This window comes from Streptomyces sp. NPDC032198 (assembly GCF_040636975.1).
Taxonomy (GTDB): Bacteria; Actinomycetota; Actinomycetes; order Streptomycetales; family Streptomycetaceae; genus Streptomyces.
The window spans coordinates 102,917-123,013 of the sequence record NZ_JBEZVL010000009.1; the positions used below are offsets into that span (position 1 = coordinate 102,917).

Sequence of the window (20,097 nt, forward strand, 5' to 3'; positions counted from 1 at the left end):
GGACCAGAGCCGTGACCGGAGGACGACGAGATGACCGTGACCCTGGCGGACGTGGCGGCCCGCGCCCAGGTCTCCCCCGCTACCGTCTCCCGCGTGCTGAACGGCAACTACCCGGTGGCCGCGGCCACCCGGGAGCGTGTCCTTCGGGCCGTGAACGACCTCGACTACGTCCTCAACGGGCCCGCGAGCTCGCTCGCCGCGGCCACCTCCGACCTGGTCGGCATCCTCGTGAACGACATCGCCGACCCGTTCTTCGGGATCATGGCGGGCGCCGTCCAGTCCGAGATCGGCGGGCCGGGCGGGCGCGCCGGGGGCGAGCGGATGGCCGTGGTCTGCAACACGGGGGGCTCCCCGGAGCGCGAGCTGACGTATCTGACCCTGCTCCAGCGGCAGCGCGCCGCCGCCGTCGTGCTGACCGGCGGCGCCCTGGAGGACCCCGCCCACGCCGCCGCGATGTCCGCGAAGCTGGCGCGCCTCGCGGACGCGGGCACCCGGATCGTGCTCTGCGGACGGCCGCCCCTTGAGGACTCGGACGCGGCGGTGGCCACCCTCACCTTCGACAACCGCAACGGCGGGCGGCGCCTCACGGAGCACCTGCTGACGCTGGGGCACCGCAGGATCGGGTACGTGGCGGGGCCGATGGAGCGGACGACCACCCGGCACCGGCTCGAAGGCCACCGGGACGCGCTCGCGGCGGCGGGCGCGGGGAACGCCGGGAACGCCGACCAGGACGAGCTGACCGTGCACGGCCCCTACACCCGCCGGTCCGGCTACGAGGCCACCCTCGAACTCCTGCGCCGCGCCCCGGACTTGACAGCGATCGTGGCCGCCAACGACACGGTCGCCCTGGGCGCGTCCGCCGCCCTGCGCGAGCGCGGCCTGCGCATCCCCGAGGACATCTCGGTGGCGGGCTTCGACGACCTGCCGTTCTCGGTGGACGCCGTCCCCGCCCTGACGACCGTACGACTGCCGCTGTACGAGGCGGGCGCCCGCGCGGGGCGTCTCGCCACGGGCGCGGAGGAAGCGCCCCCCGGCGGGGTGGCGACGATCGCCGCGGAGCTGATGGTGCGGGGGTCTACGGCGCCGCCGTGTCGCTGAGCCCTCGATGTCTTTGACGTCACCGGGAAAAGGAGGCTCATATGGCAGTCATGGTCATGGATGCACCCAGCGCCTGGGACGTACTGGACGGCGTCCATCTTCCCCGCGGCTACCGCGTCGAGATCACGGAGGGGAAGATCATCATGACGCCACAAGGTGAGTACCGGTGGAAAGTCATCCTGAAGGCAGCCCCTCAGATCGAGCAGCAGCTCGCCGCGCACGGTGACATCCTCTCGCACGTCATGATCGACTTCCCGTCGAGCCAGTACGGCTACGCACCTGACCTGGCGATCGTGGCCCCCGGCGCCGAGCGCAACAGCCGTGGCCGCTTCGAGTGGCACAGCCTGGAGGCGGTCATCGAGGTCGTCTCGCGGAGCATCCGGGACAACGACTTCGCCAAGAAGTTCCACCTCTACGCGGAATGCGGCATCCCCCTCTACGTGGTCATCGACCCCGAGGACGGGGTCTGCACCGTCCACCGCGGGCCGACCAGGACGGGGAGCTACGAAGACGCGGCGAAGGTCCCGTTCGGCCAGGATCTGGTCCTGCCTCTCCAGGGGCGTGACATCACCATCACGACGGACGGCTTCCCGAAGGCCGGGGACCTGGACTGACTGGACTGATCCGGCGGCAGCGGCGCCGGGGGCGTCGGCCGGGAAAAATCCTCCCCAGCAATCCATGGCGGGCAGCGGCGACGCGGGCGTACCCTTGACTCAGTCAAGGGTAGACCGGCCCGACGCTCCGGAGTGATTCCCTGTGCCGCACGCCACCGACACGCCCATCCATGAGATCCGTGCGTTCAACCGCTTCTACACGAACCTCATCGGCGCCCTCGACTACAGCCGCCAGCTGTACGTCCCGTACACCCTCACCGAGGCGCGCGTCCTCTACGAGCTCCATCACGCCAGTCATCTCGACGCGGCCGATCTGCGCGGTGAACTCTGCCTGGACGCCGGGTACTTGAGCCGTCTGCTCGGCAAGCTCGAGAAGGCCGGGATCGTCGTGCGGGCGCCCTCCGAGCGTGACCCGAGACGCCAGCGCATCACGCTCACCGCGCGGGGGCGCGAGACCGCCGGGCTGCTGGACGAGCGGTCCAGCGAAGCCGTCGGGTCGCTGCTCTCGAACGTCCCGGCCGCCGACCGGCCCCGCCTCGCGGACGCGATGCGCACCGTGCGGGAGATCCTGAGCGGCGGCGGGAGCGGGGCGGCCCCCTCACGCTCGATCCTGCGCGAGCCCGCCCCGGGCGACCTCGGGTGGATCGTGCAGCGCAACGCCGCCCTGTACGCGGCCGAGTTCGGGTTCAACACCGACTACGAGGGCCTTGTCGCCCGGATCGTCGCCGACTTCGCGGAGGATCACGACCCGCACCTGGAGCGGGTGTGGATCGCCGAGCTCGACGGGCGGCCCGCGGGCTGTGTGATGTGCGTGCGCGACGACGCGCCGGGGACCGCCCGGCTGCGGCTCCTGATCGTCGAGCCGGACGCGCGCGGTCACGGCATAGGCGATCAACTCGTGGGCGCCTGCATCGAGTTCGCACGCGGAGTGGGTTACCGCGAGATGGTCCTGTGGACCAACGACATCCTCGGCGCCGCCCGCACCATCTACCAGCGGCACGGATTCGTCCTCGTGGACGAGAAGCCGCACCGCTCCTTCGGCGTCGACCTGGTGGGACAGGACTGGCACCTGCACCTAGGGTCGGCGTCATGAAACTCGCCTTCTCCACCCTCGGTGTGCCCGGGCTCCCCCTGGCCGACGTGCTGAGCCTGGCCACCACCCACGGCTATCAAGGCATCGAGTTGCGCGCGCATCCCGAGGAGCCGGTCCACCCGGGGATCGACCTCGCCGAACGGGCCGACGTGGCCGCCCGGTTCAAGGAAGCGGGCATCGAGATCCTCGGGATCTCCGGGTACGCGCGCGTGGCCGCACCGGGCGACGACGAGCCGGTCCTCGACGACATACGTGCCCTGCTCGCCCTCGCCCGGGACCTGGGCGCCCCCTTCATCCGCGTCTTCCCCGGCGGCGGCACCGAGCAGAGCGCGGAGGAGGCCGACGCGACGGCGGCCCGACGGCTCGGCACCGCGGCCGAGCACGCCGCGGACTTCGGCGTACGCATCCTCCTGGAGACCCACGACTCGCACCGCACGGGCGCCGCGGCGACCCGTGTGCTCGGCGCGGTCGGCCACCGGCACGCGGGCGCCTTGTGGGACGTGATGCACACCTGGCTCGGCGGCGAGTCCCCCACAGAGAGCCACGCGGCCCTCTCCCCCTACCTCGGCTACGTCCAGGTGAAGGACATCGCGGGGGACGGCGACACGACGCCGTTGGGGCTCGGCGAGGGCGTCCTGCCGCTCGCCGAGGTCGTGGACGTGCTGCTCAGCGGGGAGCACCGGGACGGCTGGCTGTGCTGGGAGTACGAGAAGCGGTGGTACGAGGACGCGGCTCCGCTGCCCGAACTCCTGGGCCAGGGAAGGGACTTCCTGTCACGGCTCCTGAACCGCCTCGCCTGACCCCGCCTCGCCCGGCCCCGGCCAGGGACGCCAGGCCCACCCCGCCGACCAGCAGAGCCGCCGCGCACCACCCCAGGGCGCTCACCGACTCGCCCAGGACGAGCCCGGCGGCGGACATCCCGAACACCGGGACCAGGAGCGAGAAGGGGGCGACGGTCGACGCGGGGTGGCGGCGCAGCAGATAGCCCCAGGCGCCGAAGCCGAAGACCGTCGTGATCCACGCTACGTAGACGATGATGCCCGCGCCCTGCCAGTCCAGGGAGCCCAGGGCCGCGCGGTCCGCCGTCGGGCCCTCGAACAGCAGCGAGAGCCCGAGCAGCGGCAGGACCGGGACCGTGCTCACCCACACCATGAAGTTCAGCGCGTCGGGCGGGGAGGCCTTGCGGGTCAGGACGTTCGACGCGCCCCAGCAGGCCGCGGCGGCGATCAGCAGCGCGAAAGCCGTGAGCGGGCCCGCCTCGCCCTCGTCGACGGCCGCGACGGCGATGCCCGCGAGCGCGATGACCATGCCCAACAGGCGTACGCGGCCGGGTCGTTCACCGAGGGCCACGAAGGCGAAGAGCGCCGTGAACACCGCCTGGATCTGGAGGACCAGGGAGGACGTCCCGGCCGGCATCCCCGCGTCCATGCCGATGAACAGCAGCCCGAACTTGGCGACCCCCAGGACGAGTCCGACCCCCACGACCCACTTCCAGGCGACCTTCGGCGGCCCCGCGAAGAAGACCGCGGGCAGCGCCGCCACCAGGAAGCGCAGGGCGGAGAAGAGCAGCGGCGGGAAGTGGTCGAGGCCCACCTCGATGACCACGAAATTGACGCCCCAGACGGCGGCGACGAGGACGGCCAGAAAGACATGTGCGGGTCGCATGCGTCGAGGATCACCCGCCCGGACCATGTAGGACCAGCGCGGATATCTGCATGATGGGATGAAGCAACGCTAACTGGTCGGGTGGCCGCCGAGAGGCACCGCCGACGAATGGGGAGGGCTTCCCGTGCTCGATCTCGCTCGGCTCCGCGCCCTGCACGCCGTCTCCGTGCACGGCACCGTCGGCGGCGCCGCCACCGCGCTCGGCTACACCCCGTCCGCCATTTCCCAGCAGATCGCCAAGCTGGAGCGCGAGACGCGCACCACCCTCCTCGAACGGCAGGGCAGGGGCGTGGCGCTCACCGAGGAAGCCCGTCATCTCGCGGCCACCGCGCAGGAGTTGATGGCGATCGTGGAGCGCGCGGAGACCGAGCTGGAGGAGCGGCGCGGGCTGCCCGCGGGGCGTCTGACCATCGCGGCGTTCGCCTCGGCTGCGCGCGGCCTGCTGCCCGGCGTCCTCGCGGATCTCGCCCACCGGCATCCCGCGCTCGACGCCCGGATGTCGGAGATCGACCCGCATCTCTCCATCGACCTGGTGGCCAAGGGTGCGGTGGACATGGCGGTCGTGCACGACTGGGACATCGCACCGCTGCCGACGCCGCCCGGCGTCGAACAGGCCATCATCGGCGACGACTACTGCGACCTCGTCGTGCCCGCGGGGCACTGGCTCGCGGGCCGCGGTGCCGTGCGCCGCGAGGAGCTGAAGGGCGAGCGGTGGATCACGCAGCCGCCGGGGCTCGTCTGCCACGAGTGGCTGGTCCGCACCCTGCGGGAGGCGGGCTGCGAACCGGACATCGCGCACACCGCGGAGGAGAACCCCACCCTGGTCGCGCTGGTCGCGGCGGGGCTCGGCATCGCGCTCATCCCCCGCCTGGGCCGCGGGCCGATCCCGGACGGCGCGGTCACCGTGCGGCTCGATCCGCTGCCGGTGCGGCGGCTGTACGCGCTGTGGCGGGCCGGGGCGTCGCGGCGCCCCGCGATCGCCGAGACGGTACGGACCCTGCGGGGCCACTGGTCCGACGCGGCGCCGACGAAGCCGGACGCGGCACCCGCGACGCCCGATGGCGCGACCGCGATAGCCGCCGCGGCGCCCGCGACGCGGGCTTCCTGAAGCTCAGGATTCCCGTCCGCACCATTTCCTGAAATCGCCCTCCGACCGGGAACCCTGACGGAGCAACCCTCGTCCAACCGGCGTGCTGCCGGGTGAGTCTCCGCGAGGCGGTGTCGGCATCGCTGCTGGCTGCGAACGCTGACCACCCTCTCTGCCGCCCGCGGCCGGCAGCATGCCGTCACCGGTGCGAACCCCTTCAACAGCGCCGGTGACGGCCCCTCTCCTCCACCGTGGCCGCCGCATCCCTTGACCGGCAGAAATCTTCGGGATATCCGTGACTTCCGGAAAGTTTCCTTCACCAGGCTCCGGCCCGGCTTCCGTCCCCGAAGGAGCGCACATGTCCCACCGCCCCGCCTCCAGACGCACCCTGCTCACCGCCACGGCCGTCGCGGCGACGGCCCTGGCCGCGCCCTCCGCAGCTCACGCGGCGGGCAGCGGCGACCGCGGTCGCGACCGGAAGCTGCGGGAGCTCATCTCCCGCATGAGCCTCGAGGAGAAGGTCGGCCAGCTCTTCGTGATGCATGTGTACGGCCACTCCGCCACCGAGCCCGACCAGGCGGACATCGACGCCAACGTCGAGGAGCTCGGCGTCCGCACCGCCGCGGAGGCGGTCGCCAAGTACCACCTCGGCGGCATCATCTACTTCGGCTGGGCGCACAACACCCGTGCCCCGCACCAGATCGCCGACCTCTCGAACGGCATCCAGCGCGCGGCCCTCACCCCGGACCACCCGGAGCAGTCCCCCACCGCCCGCATCCCGCTGCTCCTCTCCACCGACCAGGAGCACGGCGCCGTCGCCCGCGTCGGCATCCCCGCCACGCTCCTGCCCGGCGCGATGGCCCTGGGCGCCGCGGGCTCGCGCTCCACCGCGCGCAAGGCGGCCCGCATCGCCGGCACCGAACTCCGCGCGCTCGGCATCCGGCAGAACTACGCCCCGGTCGCCGACGTGAACGTCAATCCCGGCAACCCGGTCATCGGCGTACGGTCCTTCGGCTCGGACCCCGAAGCGGTCGCCGACCTGGTCGCCGCGCAGGTCAAGGGCTACCAGGGCACGGACATCGCGTCGACGTCCAAGCACTTCCCCGGGCACGGCGACACCAAGGACGACAGCCACTCCAAGCTGCCGTACATCCACCACACCCGTGAGCAGTGGGAGACCCTGGACGCCCCGCCATTCCGCGCGGCGGTGGCCGCGGGCATCGACTCGATCATGACCGCGCACATCGTGGTCCCCGCCCTCGACCCGGCCGAAGATCCCGCGACGCTCTCCCGCCCCATCCTCACGGGCATCCTGCGCGAGGAACTCGGCTACGACGGCGTCGTGGTGACGGACTCGCTCGGCATGCAGGGCGTCCGCACGAAGTACGGCGACGACCGGGTGCCGGTGCTCGCGCTGAAGGCGGGCGTCGACCAGCTCCTGAACCCGCCGAAGCCGGAGACCGCCTGGAACGCGGTGCTCCAGGCCGTGCGGGACGGCGAGTTGACGGAGGCGCGGCTCGACGAATCGATCCTGCGGATCCTGCGTCTCAAGGCGAAGCTCGACCTCTTCTCCGACCCGTACGTCACCTCGCGCGGTGTCGACCGGGCGGTCGGCACGCGCGCGCACCTCGCTGCCGCCGACCGGATCGCGGAGGAGACGACGACGCTGCTACTCAACACGGACGGGCTGCTTCCGCTGTCGGGGCGCACGCACCGGGACGTGCTCGTCGTGGGCGCCGACCCGGCGTCGCCGTCGGGCACGACGGGTCCGCCGACGGCCGTCATGGGCCGCGAGCTGACGGACCTCGGCTTCACGCCGACGGTGCTGCCGACGGGTACGGCCCCCTCCGCCGCGAAGATCGCCGAAGCGGTGGCGGCGGCCTCGGGCAAGGCCGCGGTGCTCGTGGGCACGTACAACGTGGGGGCGGGCAGCGCCCAGATCGCCCTGGTGAAGGCGCTGGTGAAGGCGCTGGTGGCGACCGGTGTCCCCGTCGTCGCCCTCGCGATCCGCAATCCGTACGACATCGCGTGGCTCCCGAGCGTGGGCGCGTCGCTCGCCGCGTACTGCTGGACGGACGTCGAACTGCGGGCCGCGGTACGGGTGATCGCGGGGCGCGCCGAGCCGCGGGGGCAGCTGCCCGTGCCGGTGCAGCGTGCGGATGACCCGGGGCAGGTGCTGTATGCGGTCGGGCACGGGCTGACGTACTGACCTGTACGCCGCGCCCCCGGCGTGCCACCGCCGGCTGACCCAAAGCACCCCACGCACCTGGTGCGCGCCCGCTCCGGCGGGTCACGCTGGGTGCACGTATCGGGGGGTTCGCCATGCATGCCTTGCTTGGCAGGAACACGGCGTGGTCCGGGGTGGTGCGGGGGTTGCTCGTGCTGCTCGCGGTGGCGCTGTGCGCCGCCGTGACCGGCTGCCAGAAGTCCTCGGATCCGGGGTCGGACGCGTCGGGGAGCCTGAAGGGCCGGCAGCCGGCCTCGTCGGAGCCGTCCGGGCACGGCGTCGTCTTCCTCGCGGTGGACGAGTGCAGTTCGCGGGGCCGCGCGAGCTTCACGGAGGTGTCGTGCACGAGCGAGCGGGCGACGGCCAGGGTCGTCGCCCGTTACGACGGCAAGGTTTCAAAGGGCCCTTCGTGCCCCCTCCACACGGACTTCGTGCTCCACATCAGCGAGGACAGGCCCGCGGCGGACGAGGACGGGACCGGCGATGTGCCGCGGGGCTACGCCTGCATGCGGAACCTGGAGAAGCCGCATCCCGGGGACCCCGGGGGCGGGGGCGGGCCCCGGACGGTGGTCGGGGACTGCGTCTACGCGGCGGGGCGGGGCGAGGTGCGGGAGACGGCCTGCGACGGGTCCGGGACGAAGGCCCCCGAGTACCGGGTGACGGTGGCCGCCGCCGAACGGTCCCTGTGCCCTGCCGCGACACAGCTCTACGTGTCGCTGGGGGGTGCGAAGCCGGTGGGGTGTGCGGTGCGGGTGTGAGCGGGTCCCTGCCGCCGGACGGGCTGCGAGTCAGCCCGTCCGGCGTTTGGGGACGAACCCGGCGAAGCCGATGACGGAGCGGGCGTTACGGCCGCAAGGTCATCTGCTTGTGCTCGTCCTTGCGGTCCAGCTTCGCGTCGTACGGAGCCAGCGGCTTGGGAGAGGCCGAGGTGGAGACACCGGCCCAGGCCTGGATCCGCTCCGTCGCCTTGGCCTTCTCCGCCGGGACGAGACCGGCGACGTTCGCGCCGTGGTTGGCCCCGGGAGCGGTGAAGACGTACGAGTCGTGCTTCGCGCCCTTGGCGGGACGGAACGGCTCGGCACCCCACGGGTCGTTCGCGCCGTAGACGTACAGCATCCGCTGCGCGTTGTGCCGCACCCAGCGGTCGACGTCCTTCATGGCGCCCGACTGGAACTTCATCGGGATGTCACGCGGCACGAAGTTCCGCGGCGGCTGGTAGCCGTAGCGGCTCAGGTCGCCGAGCCAGGGCTGCTTGATGTCGGGCGAGCCCAGCTGCGTACCGGCCTGGTAGTAGTACGGCGTGTACGGGGTCAGGCCCTGGTCGGTGTAGGAGGACCAGCCGCCCACCGCGTCGACGTAGTCGAAGATCGCCTGGTCCGAGGCGGACTTGGCGTCGGGGACGTCGGCGCACGCGGACTCCGGCTGGTACTGCCAGAAGCCCCACACCAGGTCGAGGACGACCGCCTCGTAGGCCTTGTCGAGGTTGCCGACCGTCTTGAAGGTGTAGTCGCCCGCCTCGGCGAACGCGGCGTACTTCTTCTCCAGCGGCTCGCGGCGCACGAGTGCCTCGCGCTGCACGGCCTCCAGCTTGGCCCTGCACTCCTTGGTGCCGACGGTCTCGAAGAACTTGTCGTAGCGCGAGTCCTCCTTGTTCACCACGTCGTTCGGTGCGACGTACGCGACGACGCCGTCCATGTCACGCGGGTAGAAGCGCTCGTAGTACGTGGCCGTCATGCCGCCCTTCGAGCCGCCGGTGGCCACCCACTTCTTGTCGTAGAGGGGCTTCAGCGCCTTGAAGATGCGGTGCTGGTCGCTCGCCGCCTGCCAGATGTCGAGCTTGGACCAGTCGGCCGGCTGGGGACGGGACGGCGTGAAGTAGCGGTATTCCAAGGAGACTTGGTTGCCGTCGATGATCCGCGTCGGCTCGCTGCGGCTGGGGGTCGTGGAGACTCCGTAGCCGCTGGTGAAGAAGGCCGTGGGGCGTGCGGTGTCCTTGTGCAGGACTGTAAGGCGCTGCTTGAAGGTGCCCTTGGAGGGGTGCCGGTGGTCGATCGGCTGGGTGTAGTTGAGGACGAAGTAGCGGTAGCCGGTGTACGGCTTCTCCTCGACCAGGCTCATGCCCGGTATCGCGAGGAGTCGGTCCTTGATGTCGGTGGCCCGCGGTTCGGCGGCGGTGGCCGCCCCTGCCGCACTCGCCGTGCCGACGGTGCCTATGAGCACCACCAGCGACAGAAGCCATCTGAGCGCCTTGCGCATGCACTCTCCCCATAAGTTCACGGTTGCGTCCGCCGGAACTTATCGGAGCAACTCGCTCACTACTAGGGGCTCTTGCGTCACACCAGAACGCAGTACGTCACAAAGGGGGCATCCGTAGCGGCATCGCCCTCAGCAGAGGATCCAGCCCGAGCTGATGCCCCCCGCGCCCACCGCGCCCTTCACCCACACGCACCGATGCCCGGCGTGCACCGTCACCGGGCCCGCCTGGCGCGTGTAGCGGCCCTTGTCCCTGGCCGGGCGGTTGCCGCGGGCCTGGACGCTGACGGACATCGTCTTGCGGGCGCCGGGGCGCTTGGCGACGGTGACGGCGCAGATGTAGCCGCGGCTCTTGTAGACGACGATCTTGCCGGTGCTGAAGGAAAGGGTGCGCACCTTGTGCCCGGCGCAGCGTCCGGACGATGGCTGCGCCTGCGCCGCACCGGCGCCCGCGACACCCAGCAGGAGGGCAGCCGCGAGGACGACGGCGCCGAGCGCAAGGCTCCGCCGTATTCGACCACTGCTCACCGGTATCCCTCCCGACACATCCGCATCAGCGTACTGATGTACGGACGCCTACCGTAGGGCGCCCGGTTGCGCGACCGCCCCGATTCGTTCACCGGCATGATCCATGCGCGAGGCCGTCCGCTAGGCGGCGGACGGCTCCGCCTCCCCGACGAACGTCCGCCACAGCGTCGCGTACCGGCCGTCGAGCGCGAGCAGCTCCTCGTGCGTGCCGTCCTCCGCGACCCGGCCGTGGTCCATCAGGATCACCCGGTCCGCGCGGGCGGCCGTGGTGAGGCGGTGGGCGACGACTAGGGTGGTGCGCTTGCCCGCGATGCGGTCGGTGGCCTGGTTGACCTGCGCTTCCGTGGCCAGGTCGAGGGCGGCGGTCGCCTCGTCGAGGAGCAGGATATCCGGGTCGACGAGCTCCGCGCGGGCCAGGGCGATGAGCTGGCGCTGGCCGGCCGAGAGGTTGCGGCCGCGCTCGGAGACCTCGTGGAGGTAGCCGCCGTCCAGAGTGGCGATCATGTCGTGCGCACCGACCGCGCGGGCCGCGGCCTCCACCTCGGCGTCGGTGGCGTCGGGCCGCCCGTAGGCGATCGCGTCGCGCACCGTGCCCGCGAAGAGGTAGGCCTCCTGCGGGACGACGCCGAGGCGGTGGCGGTAGGCGGTGATGTCCAGGGACCGCAGGTCCGTGCCGTCCACCGTCACCCGGCCGCCGGTCGGGTCGTAGAACCGGGCGACGAGCTTGACCAGCGTCGACTTGCCCGCGCCGGTCTCGCCGACGAAGGCGACGGTCTGCCCGGCGGGAATCCGCAGGCGCACGTCGCTCAGGGCCTCCTCCGGTTCGTCGGCGGAGCCGTACGCGAAGTCCACGTCCTCGAAGGCGATCTCGCCGCGCAGGGACAGGACGTCGAGCGGCTCGTCGGCGGCCTCGGTGGAGGTCGGCTCCCGGAGCAGCTCCTGGATGCGGCCGAGCGAGACGGTGGCCTGCTGGTAGCCGTCGAAGACCTGGGAGAGCTGCTGGACGGGGGCGAAGAACAGGTCGATGTAGAGGAGGTAGGCGACCAGGGCGCCGGTCGTGAGCGTCCCCGCCTCGACGCGGCCCGCGCCGACCCAGAGCACCGCCGCCGCGGCGACCGCCGAGAGCAGCTGTACGAACGGGAAGTAGATGGAGATCAGCCACTGTCCGCGGATGCGGGCCTTGCGGTAGTCGGCGCTGGCCGCGGCGAACTTCTCGCCGCCCATGCGCTCGCGCCGGAAGGCCTGCACGATGCGGAGCCCGGCGACGGACTCCTGGAGGTCGGCGTTGACCACCGAGACGCGCTCACGCGCCAGCTCGTACGCCTTGACGCTGGAGCGGCGGAAGAAGAACGTGCCGATGATCAGCGGCGGCAGCGTCGCGAACACGACGAGCGCGAGCTCCACGTCGATGACGACGAGCGCGACCATGATGCCGAAGAAGGTGACGACGGAGACGAAGGCGGTGACGAGCCCGGTCTGCAGGAAGGTGGACAGGGCGTCCACGTCCGTGGTCATCCGGGTCATGATGCGCCCGGTCAACTCCCGTTCGTAGAAGTCGAGTCCGAGCCGCTGGAGCTGCGCGAAGATCTTCAGGCGGAGGGAGTAGAGGACGCGCTCGCCCGTCCGTCCCGTCATCCGCGTCTCGCCGATCTGCGCCGCCCACTGCACGAGCACGGTGCCAAGCGCGAGCCCGGCGGCCACCCATACCGCGCCGAGCGCGAGCTGCGAGACGCCTTCGTCGATGCCGTGCCGGATCAGTACGGGAAGCAGCAGCCCCATGCCCGCGTCGACGGCGACCAGGAGCAGCGCCAGCAGCAGCGGCTTGCCGAAACCGGCGAGCAGTCTGCGCAGGCCGTAGGACTCCTCAGGGGTGACCGCGCGTGCCTCGTCGATGCCGGGGGTGTCGGTCGCCGGGGGCAGCGCTTCGACCTGTGCGAGGAGTTCGGGCGTCGCGGGCGTCCCGTCCATCGCGGTGTCGCGGGGCTCGCGGTCGCCGGTCCACAGGGCAGGCGTGATGCCGCGCTCGGCGTCGAACTCGGCGTCGAGCTCGTCGCGTACGGAGGTGTCCTCGGGAAGTTCGACCGGGACCGCGTGGCCGGGCGAGACGCCGCCGAGCTCGTCGGGGTCGGTCAGGAGGCGCCGGTAGAGCGGGGAGTTCTCCGTCAGCTCCTCGTGCGTGCCGATGGCCGCGAGCTTGCCGCCGTCGAGTACGGCGATGCGGTCGGCGAGGTTCAGGGTGGAGCGGCGGTGGGCGATGAGGAGGGTCGTGCGCCCTGCCATGACATCGCGCAGCGCCTCATGGATCTCGTGCTCGACGCGGGCGTCCACGGCGGACGTCGCGTCGTCCAGGACGAGCAGCCGGGGGTCGGTGAGGATGGCGCGGGCGAGGGCCACACGCTGGCGCTGGCCACCGGAGAGGGTGAGCCCGTGCTCGCCGACGGTGGTGTCGTACCCGTCGGGCAGCTCGGCTATGAAGCGGTCGGCCTGGGCGGCGCGGGCCGCGGTCTCGATCTCCTCCTGGGTGGCGTCCGGCTTTCCGTACGCGATGTTGGCGCGGATGGTGTCGGAGAAGAGGAAGGAGTCCTCGGGCACCAGCCCGATGGCGGCCCGCAGCGAGTCGGCCGTCAGCTCGCGGACGTCGTGCCCGCCGATGAGGACGGCGCCGTGCGTCACGTCGTAGAAGCGGGGAAGCAGCAGCGAGACGGTGGACTTGCCGCTGCCCGAGGTGCCGACGACGGCGAGGGTCTCGCCGGGCCGGATCTCGAAGGAGAGGCCGTCCAGGACGGGGCGGCTGTCCTCGTACGCGAAGGAGACGTCGTCGAACTCGACGGTCGCCGGAGCGTCGGCGGGCAGCTCCTTGCTGCCGTCCTTGAGCGTCGGCTCGGTGTCGATGAGCTCCAGGACGCGCTCGGCGCCCGCGCGGGCCTGCTGGCCGACGGTGAGGACCATGGCGAGCATGCGTACGGGGCCGACGAGCTGGGCGAGGTAGCTGGAGAAGGCGACGAACGTGCCGAGCGTGATCTGCCCCCGCACGGCCAGCCAGCCGCCGAGCGCGAGCATCGCGACCTGCCCGAGCGCGGGCACGGCCTGCAGGGCGGGCGTGTACTTGGAGTTCAGCCGGATGGTCCGCAGGCGCCCCGCGAAGAGCTTGCGTCCGACCTCCCGGAGCTTCCCGGTCTCCTGGTCCTCCTGGCCGAACCCCTTCACGACGCGTACGCCGGAGACGGAGCCGTCCACGACTCCGGCGACGGCGGCGGCCTGGGCCTGCGCGTACCAGGTGGAGGGGTGCAGGCGGCTGCGGCTGCGCTTGGCGATGAACCAGAGGGCGGGGGCCACGGCCAGCGCGACGAGGGTCAGCGGCACGGAGAGCCACGCCATGATCACGAGGGAGATCACGAAGAGCAGGATGTTGCCGATGGTCATCGGCAGCATGAAGAGCAGGCCCTGGATGAGCTGGAGGTCGCTGGTGGCGCGTCCGACGACCTGACCGGTGGACAGCTCGTCCTGCCGCCGTCCGTCGAGCCTGGTGATCGTCCCGTACATGTCGGTCCGCAGGTCGTGCTGGACGTCGAGGGCGAGCCGGCCGCCGTAGTAGCGGCGGATGTAGGTGAAGACGTAGACGAGGGCGGCGGCGCCGATGAGGGCGCCGGCCCAGGGCCCCATGGAGCGCGTCTTGTCGCCGATGACGTCATCGATGATCACCTTGGTGATCAGCGGCACGAGCGCCATGACGGCCATGCCGGCCAGCGAGGACCCGAGCGCGAGCACGACGTCCTTGGGGTACCGCCACGCGTACCCTGTGAGCCGTTTCGCCCAGCCGGATTTCTCCTGCCGGACCCCGCCCCGTTGCTCCACCACGTGCTGCCTCCCGTCGACCTGACCTGCCGAGAGGCCCAACGCGGCGGGACGAGGATTTCATCCCGCCGCAACAAAGACGGTTCGGAAGTCCTAGGACCACTCAGAGGTGGGCGGCCCCGAACATCCGCCCGAGGGCGCGGCCCGTCAGCTGCTGCCGGGGACCGCCACGAACGCCTCCCGCGGCGTGTCCGTCGGGGCGTAGCGCCCGGCCGCGGAGGCGCTGGGCGTCAGGTCCTTGTGGACGGCCTTGGCGACGCCCTGGATGGTGGCGACGCCGTAGTTCATGGTGCTGTTGCCGTGGGTGAGCACGGAGAGGGTGTAGTCGTGGCCGCCGCCGTTGAACGCGCCGATGCTGTGCACACGCCAGCCGTGCGTGGACCGCTGCAGCCAGCCGTTCTTGACGTGGATCTTGACGCCGGACGGCGCGCCCGCCGGGGTGCCCCAGCGCTGCGAGGAGACGACCTTGTTCATCAGCTTGAGGATGTAGGCGCGCGCGTTGTCGCTCAGGACGGAGTTCTGGGCGGTGACCAGGGCGAGGAGCTTCTGCTCGTCGGCCGCGTTGATCCGGGTCAGGCCCCAGTATCCGCCACTGCCCGGCACCGTGTTCGTCATCTTGGCGGCGCGGAGGAAGGCCTTGATCTTCCCCGTGCCGAGCTGACTCCAGAGCTTGCTGGTCGCCGCGTTGTCCGACTTGGTGATCATGGAGTAGGCGAGGTCCGACTCGCGGGCCGACAGCTTCCGGTCGGTCTTCTTCGCGTCCCACAGGAGCGCCGCGAGGACGGTCACCTTGACGACGCTCGCCGAGTCGAAGGAGGTGCCCGCGCGCAGCGTGCAGGTGGTGCCCGTGGTGCGGTCACGGAGGCCGACCGCGACGGTGCCCTTGCGGTTCTTGAGCGCCGCCGTGATGTCCTTGGTGAGTTTGGCGGCCAGGCCGGACTGCGCGGAGGTGCAGGTGACCTTCGGTGCCGCCGCGGCGACGGCAGGCGTCGCGACGGAGGCCGTACCGAGCGGCACGAGCACTCCTGCGGCGAGACCCGCCGAGAGCACGCGGGCACGCCTGGATATCCCGGATACCGGGTGCTTCATGGAGTTTCCCCATCCCCTTGGTTCTGTACGAGCCCCACAGAGCCCGTACGAGTGCGCCCCCCGGCACACTCACCCCGCATGACTCACGGGTACCGGTGAAAAGTTGCACGACTTGGGAACAGATGACCGATCTGTGACCAGTCCGTGTCCGGATGATCCCTACGGACTGCAGAAAAGTCCCGGCGTCACCCGCTGTTCACGGTGCGACGCCGGGAATTTCTTGCAATCGGCCCCGACTCAGAAAGCAGCCCGGCCTCAGATATGCGTCGGCTCGAACATGCGCAGCACCGCCGGCAGCACGACGACCGAGGGACCGGGAGCCGCCAGCGCCTTCGCGAGGTCGTCACGGAGGCTCTCCGGGGTCGTCCGCACCCCCGGCACCCCGAAGGACTCCGCGAGCGCCACGAAGTCCGGCCGGGAGAGTTCCGTGGCCGTGGGCTCCCCGAAGGCGTCGGCCATGTACTCCCGGAGGATTCCGTAGCCTCCGTCGTCCACGATCAGCCAGGTGACCGGCAGGTCGTGCTGCTTGGCCGAGGCGAGCTCCGCGAGGGAGTACATCGCGCCGCCGTCGCCCGAGACGGCCAGGACCGGCTTCGAGGGGTCGGCGGCAGCCGCGCCGATGGCGGCCGGGAAGCCGTACCCGAGGCCGCCCGCGCCCTGGGCCGAGTGCATCGTGTTCGGGTGCCGCGCGTCGAAGGCGGACCAGGCCCAGTACGCCAGGATCGTCATGTCCCAGAAGGACGGCGCCGTGTCCGGCAGGGCCTCGCGCACCGCGGCGAGCACCTGCTGCTCCAGGGTGAGCTCCTGGGCGGCGATCCGGTCCCGGACCTTGGTGAGCACGGCCTGAACCCGCTCGGGGGCCGAGGCGTCCTCACGAGGCGTGTCGATGGTCTCCAGGAGGGCCGAGAGCGCGAGCCGTGCGTCCGCGTGGATGCCGAGCGCCGGGTGGTTGGACTCCAGCTTCCCGGCGTCGGCCTCGATCTGGATGACCCGGCCGCGCGGCTTGAACGTGTGGTAGTTCGAGGAGAGTTCGCCCAGGCCCGAGCCGACCACGAGAAGGACGTCCGCGTCCTCCAGGAAGTCCGTCGTGTACCGGTCCTCCAGCCACGACTGGAGCGACAGCGGGTGCTCCCAGGGGAAGGCGCCCTTGCCACCGAAGGTCGTGACGACGGGTGCGTTCACGAGCTCCGCGAGCGCGAGAAGCTTCCCCGAAGCATCCGAACGCACGACGCCGCCGCCCGCGATGATCGCCGGGCGTTCGGCGCGCGAGAGCAGGTCGGCGGCGACCGCCGTCAGCTCGGGGCGCGGGACTACCTCTTCCGGGGTCGCGTCCATGGCGGTGACGACGGGCAGGGTCGTCTCCGCGAGCAGCACGTCCTGCGGGATCTCCACCCACACCGGGCCGTGCGGGGCGGTGAGCGCCGACTCCCAGGCCGCCGCGATCGCGGAGGGGATCTGCGAGGCCGTGCGGACCGTGTGGACGGACTTCACGATGTCGCGGAAGGACGCCTGCTGGTCGCGCAGCTCGTGGAGGTAGCCGTGCCGGCCGCCGCCCAGGCCCGCCACCGGGATCTGGCTGCCGATCGCGAGCACGGGCGAGGAGCCCGCCGCCGCCTCCTGGAGGGCGGCCAGTGACGTGAGCGCACCGGGGCCGGTGGAGAGCAGCAGCGGGGCCACCTCACCGGTGATCCGGCCGTACGCGTCCGCCGCGAAGCCCGTGTTGTTCTCGACGCGCATGCCCACGTACGACAGGGACGAGCGGCGCAGGGCGTCGAACATGCCGAGCGCGTGCTGGCCGGGGAGGCCGAAGACCGTCGTCGCGCCGAGGCCCTGGAGGGTCTCCACGACGAGGTCGCCGCCGTTGCGCCCGGCGGGCGGGTTCAGGGCCGCCTCCTTCTGCGCGTCCGTGGGCCGCAGGACTACGTCGTGGTCGTGCGTCACTTGGCCGCCCGCCCCTCCGCGATCTGGCGGGACATGATCGTCGTCAGCTCGTACGCGGTGTGCGAGGCGGCGACGGCCGTGATCTCCGCGTGGTCGTAGGCGGGGGCGACCTCGACGACGTCCGCCGACACGAGGTTGCAGGAGGAGAGCCCCCGCAGGATCTCCAGGAGCTCGCGCGACGTCATGCCGCCCGCCTCCGGGGTGCCGGTGCCGGGCGCGTGGGCCGGGTCCAGGCAGTCGATGTCGATCGAGATGTACAGCGGGCGGTCGCCGATGCGCTGGCGCAGCTGGTCGGCGACCTCGTCGGCACCGCGGCGGTAGATGTCCGCCGAGGTGACGATGCCGAAGCCCATCTTCTCGTCGTCCGTGAGGTCCTGCTTGCCGTACAGCGGGCCGCGCGTGCCGACGTGGGAGAGCGCCTCGGTGTCGAGGATGCCCTCCTCGACGGCACGGCGGAACGGCGTGCCGTGGGTGTACTCGGCGCCGAAGTACGTGTCCCAGGTGTCCAGGTGCGCGTCGAAGTGCAGCAGGGCGACCGGGCCGTGCTTCTTGGCGACGGACCGGAGCAGCGGCAGGGCGATGGTGTGGTCGCCGCCGAGCGTCATCATGCGGGCGCCCGAGCCGAGCAGGTCGTCCGCGGCGGCCTCGATCGTCTCGACCGCCTCGTTGATGTTGAACGGGTTGGCGGCTATGTCGCCCGCGTCCGCGACCTGGGCGAGCGCGAAGGGCGAGGCGTCCTGCGCGGGGTTGTACGGGCGAAGGAGGCGCGAGGCCTCGCGGATCGCGTTGCCGCCGAAGCGGGCGCCGGGGCGGTACGAGACACCGGTGTCGAAGGGCACGCCGACCACGGCGATGTCCGTCTTGCCGCCCACCTCGTCGAGGCGGGGCAGCCGGGCGTAGGTCGCCGGGCCCGCGTACCTCGGCACACGGGAGGAATCGACCGGGCCGCGGGGGGTCGGGGTCTCGGCGCTGCTCATGGTCGGTTTCCTCCTGCTGGTACGAGTGCTGCTGTGCTGCTGGGACAAGTGTCGCGCGGCCCACCGACAGTGGGCCGCGCGCAGGACTAGACGGCCACCGGCGTTTCCGGTTCCGCTTCTTCGGACCCCCGGCCCGCGAGCCGCTCGCGCCAGGCGGCGAGGACCGAGGCGTCGGTGGGCTTCGTGGCGAGGGAGACGACGACGTACACGCCGAGGGAGATCAACAGGCCGTAGTAGATCGGCTCGTTGGCGAGGATTCCGTACCCCCACATGAGCCCGACGACGGAGAGCCCGCCGGCGACGATGGCCGCGAGCGCGCCCTCGGCGGTGCCGCGCTTCCAGAGCAGCCCGCCGAGGATCGGCACGAGAAGACCGGCGACGAGCAGGTTGTAGGCGACGGTCAGCGCCTGGACGACGTCGTTGAGCGCGATGGCGATGCAGACGACGCCGATGCCCATGATCAGGATGAAGAGGCGGTTGCCCTTCACCTCGTCGTGCGGCTCGTCGCCCGCCCCGTCGGACTTCACGGCTCCGCGCAGCCGCGACCAGATGTCGTTGTTGGCGACGGTCGCGCAGGCGATGAGGGCTCCGGAGGACGTGGACATCACGGCGGCGAGGGCCGCGGCGAGCACCAGGCCTCGTACGCCCATGGGCAGCTCGTCCTTGACCATCGTCGCGAAGGCCGCGTCGGCGCTCGGCAGCTTCGGGTACATGACCTTGGCCGCCGTGCCGATGACGGCGCCCGCGATCGCGTAGACGAGACAGTAAGTACCGGCGACGGTTCCGCCGTAGCGGGCGACCTTGTCGCTGCGCGCGGTGAAGACGCGCTGCCAGATGTCCTGCCCGATGAGCATGCCGAACGTATAGATCAGGACGTACGTGAAGATCGTCTCGCCGCCGATGCCCAGCGGGTCGAAGTACTCGGTGGGCAGCTTGGCCTTCATCTCGCTGAAGCCGCCGGCCTTGACGACCGCGATGGGCAGCAGCAGGAGCAGCACGCCGATGGTCTTCACCACGAACTGCACCATGTCGGTGAGCGTGATGGACCACATGCCGCCGAGCGTCGAGTACGCGACGACGATCGAGCCGCCGAGGATGATCGCGATCGTGCGGTTCATGTCGAAGATGACGTCGAAGATCGTGGCGTACGCGATGGTCGAGGTGACCGCGAGCATCAGCGTGTACGACCACATGACGACCCCGGAGATGATGCCCGCGCGTCCGCCGTAGCGGAGGTCGAGCATCTCGGAGACGGTGTAGACCTTCAGGCGGGCGATGCGCGCCGAGAAGAAGACGCTCAGCGCGAGCAGGCCGAGGCCGATCGTGAAGACCATCCAGGCGCCGGAGAGCCCGTACTGGTAGCCGAGGCCGACGCCGCCGATGGTGGACGCGCCGCCGAGGACGATGGCGGCCATGGTCCCGGAGTACATCCACGGTCCGAGGCGGCGTCCGGCGACCAGGAACTCGCTCTTGGACTTGGCGCGGCGCATGCCCCACCAGCCCATCGCGAGCATGCCGGCGAGATAGACGACGATCACTGTGTAGTCGACGGCCATAGGGCCCTCCTTCGCGCACCTCGGTGGCGTGTCGTGCAGATGGGGGTGGGGGGGTGGCAACGACCGGCCTCGGGGACATCCGCCCGTACCCGCGGCCTGGGGTCGGCACGACCT

Annotated in this window: 14 protein-coding genes and 1 pseudogene; 7 read left to right on the top strand and 8 right to left on the bottom strand. The window is 71.3% G+C overall.

Annotated elements, in window-relative coordinates:
• Positions 1–30: 30 nt before the first annotated feature.
• The 4 genes and pseudogenes from AB0E78_RS24320 to AB0E78_RS24335 all read left to right on the top strand — a co-directional run.
• Complete coding sequence (locus AB0E78_RS24320; protein WP_361836121.1) at positions 31–1,098, top strand: LacI family DNA-binding transcriptional regulator; 1,068 nt, start codon at positions 31–33, stop codon at positions 1,096–1,098.
• Between the two features lie 41 nt (positions 1,099–1,139).
• Positions 1,140–1,712, top strand: coding sequence for a Uma2 family endonuclease (locus AB0E78_RS24325; RefSeq protein ID WP_361836124.1), 573 nt, complete (start codon positions 1,140–1,142; stop codon positions 1,710–1,712).
• Between the two features lie 142 nt (positions 1,713–1,854).
• Positions 1,855–2,805, top strand: a complete 951-nt coding sequence (locus AB0E78_RS24330; RefSeq protein WP_361836127.1) for a bifunctional helix-turn-helix transcriptional regulator/GNAT family N-acetyltransferase — start codon at positions 1,855–1,857, stop codon at positions 2,803–2,805.
• Positions 2,802–3,524 (top strand): annotated as a pseudogene (locus tag AB0E78_RS24335) (sugar phosphate isomerase/epimerase family protein); the annotation flags it as partial. The gene AB0E78_RS24330 and the pseudogene AB0E78_RS24335, both read left to right, overlap by 4 nt.
• On the opposite strand, the gene AB0E78_RS24340 reads toward AB0E78_RS24335, so the two are convergent.
• Positions 3,472–4,470, bottom strand: coding sequence for an EamA family transporter (locus AB0E78_RS24340; RefSeq protein WP_361836130.1), 999 nt, complete (start codon positions 4,468–4,470; stop codon positions 3,472–3,474). The pseudogene AB0E78_RS24335 and the gene AB0E78_RS24340 overlap by 53 nt on opposite strands.
• 124 nt (positions 4,471–4,594) lie before the next feature.
• Here AB0E78_RS24340 and AB0E78_RS24345 point away from each other — a divergent pair, with 124 nt between their 5' ends.
• From AB0E78_RS24345 to AB0E78_RS24355, 3 genes are all read left to right on the top strand, one after another.
• Positions 4,595–5,578 carry a LysR family transcriptional regulator gene (locus AB0E78_RS24345; RefSeq protein ID WP_361836132.1) on the top strand — a complete coding sequence of 328 codons (984 nt, stop codon included), beginning with the start codon at positions 4,595–4,597 and terminating at the stop codon, positions 5,576–5,578.
• Between the two features lie 337 nt (positions 5,579–5,915).
• A complete protein-coding gene (locus tag AB0E78_RS24350) occupies positions 5,916–7,766 on the top strand; it encodes a glycoside hydrolase family 3 protein (RefSeq protein WP_361836135.1) in 1,851 nt (616 codons plus the stop codon).
• A gap of 113 nt (positions 7,767–7,879) precedes the next feature.
• Positions 7,880–8,542, top strand: a complete 663-nt coding sequence (locus AB0E78_RS24355; RefSeq protein ID WP_361836138.1) for a hypothetical protein — start codon at positions 7,880–7,882, stop codon at positions 8,540–8,542.
• An 85-nt stretch (positions 8,543–8,627) separates the two neighbouring features.
• Here the strand turns inward: AB0E78_RS24355 and AB0E78_RS24360 are convergent, their stop codons facing one another.
• From AB0E78_RS24360 to AB0E78_RS24390, 7 genes are all read right to left on the bottom strand, one after another.
• Positions 8,628–10,040: a S28 family serine protease gene (locus tag AB0E78_RS24360; protein WP_361836141.1), complete on the bottom strand. Its 1,413-nt coding sequence runs from the start codon at positions 10,038–10,040 to the stop codon at positions 8,628–8,630.
• Positions 10,041–10,169: 129 nt separating this feature from the next.
• Positions 10,170–10,565 carry a hypothetical protein gene (locus tag AB0E78_RS24365; protein ID WP_361836143.1) on the bottom strand — a complete coding sequence of 132 codons (396 nt, stop codon included), beginning with the start codon at positions 10,563–10,565 and terminating at the stop codon, positions 10,170–10,172.
• Between the two features lie 120 nt (positions 10,566–10,685).
• A complete protein-coding gene (locus AB0E78_RS24370) occupies positions 10,686–14,423 on the bottom strand; it encodes an ABC transporter ATP-binding protein (RefSeq protein ID WP_361836145.1) in 3,738 nt (1,245 codons plus the stop codon).
• Positions 14,424–14,567: 144 nt separating this feature from the next.
• Positions 14,568–15,509, bottom strand: a complete 942-nt coding sequence (locus AB0E78_RS24375; protein ID WP_361836148.1) for a serine hydrolase — start codon at positions 15,507–15,509, stop codon at positions 14,568–14,570.
• A 255-nt stretch (positions 15,510–15,764) separates the two neighbouring features.
• Positions 15,765–17,450, bottom strand: coding sequence for a thiamine pyrophosphate-binding protein (locus AB0E78_RS24380; RefSeq protein WP_361836151.1), 1,686 nt, complete (start codon positions 17,448–17,450; stop codon positions 15,765–15,767).
• Positions 17,447–18,427, bottom strand: coding sequence for an agmatinase (gene speB / locus AB0E78_RS24385; protein WP_344528986.1), 981 nt, complete (start codon positions 18,425–18,427; stop codon positions 17,447–17,449). The genes AB0E78_RS24380 and speB overlap by 4 nt, the downstream gene beginning before the upstream one ends.
• A gap of 86 nt (positions 18,428–18,513) precedes the next feature.
• Complete coding sequence (locus AB0E78_RS24390; RefSeq protein ID WP_361836154.1) at positions 18,514–19,983, bottom strand: sodium:solute symporter; 1,470 nt, start codon at positions 19,981–19,983, stop codon at positions 18,514–18,516.
• Positions 19,984–20,097: the final 114 nt, after the last annotated feature.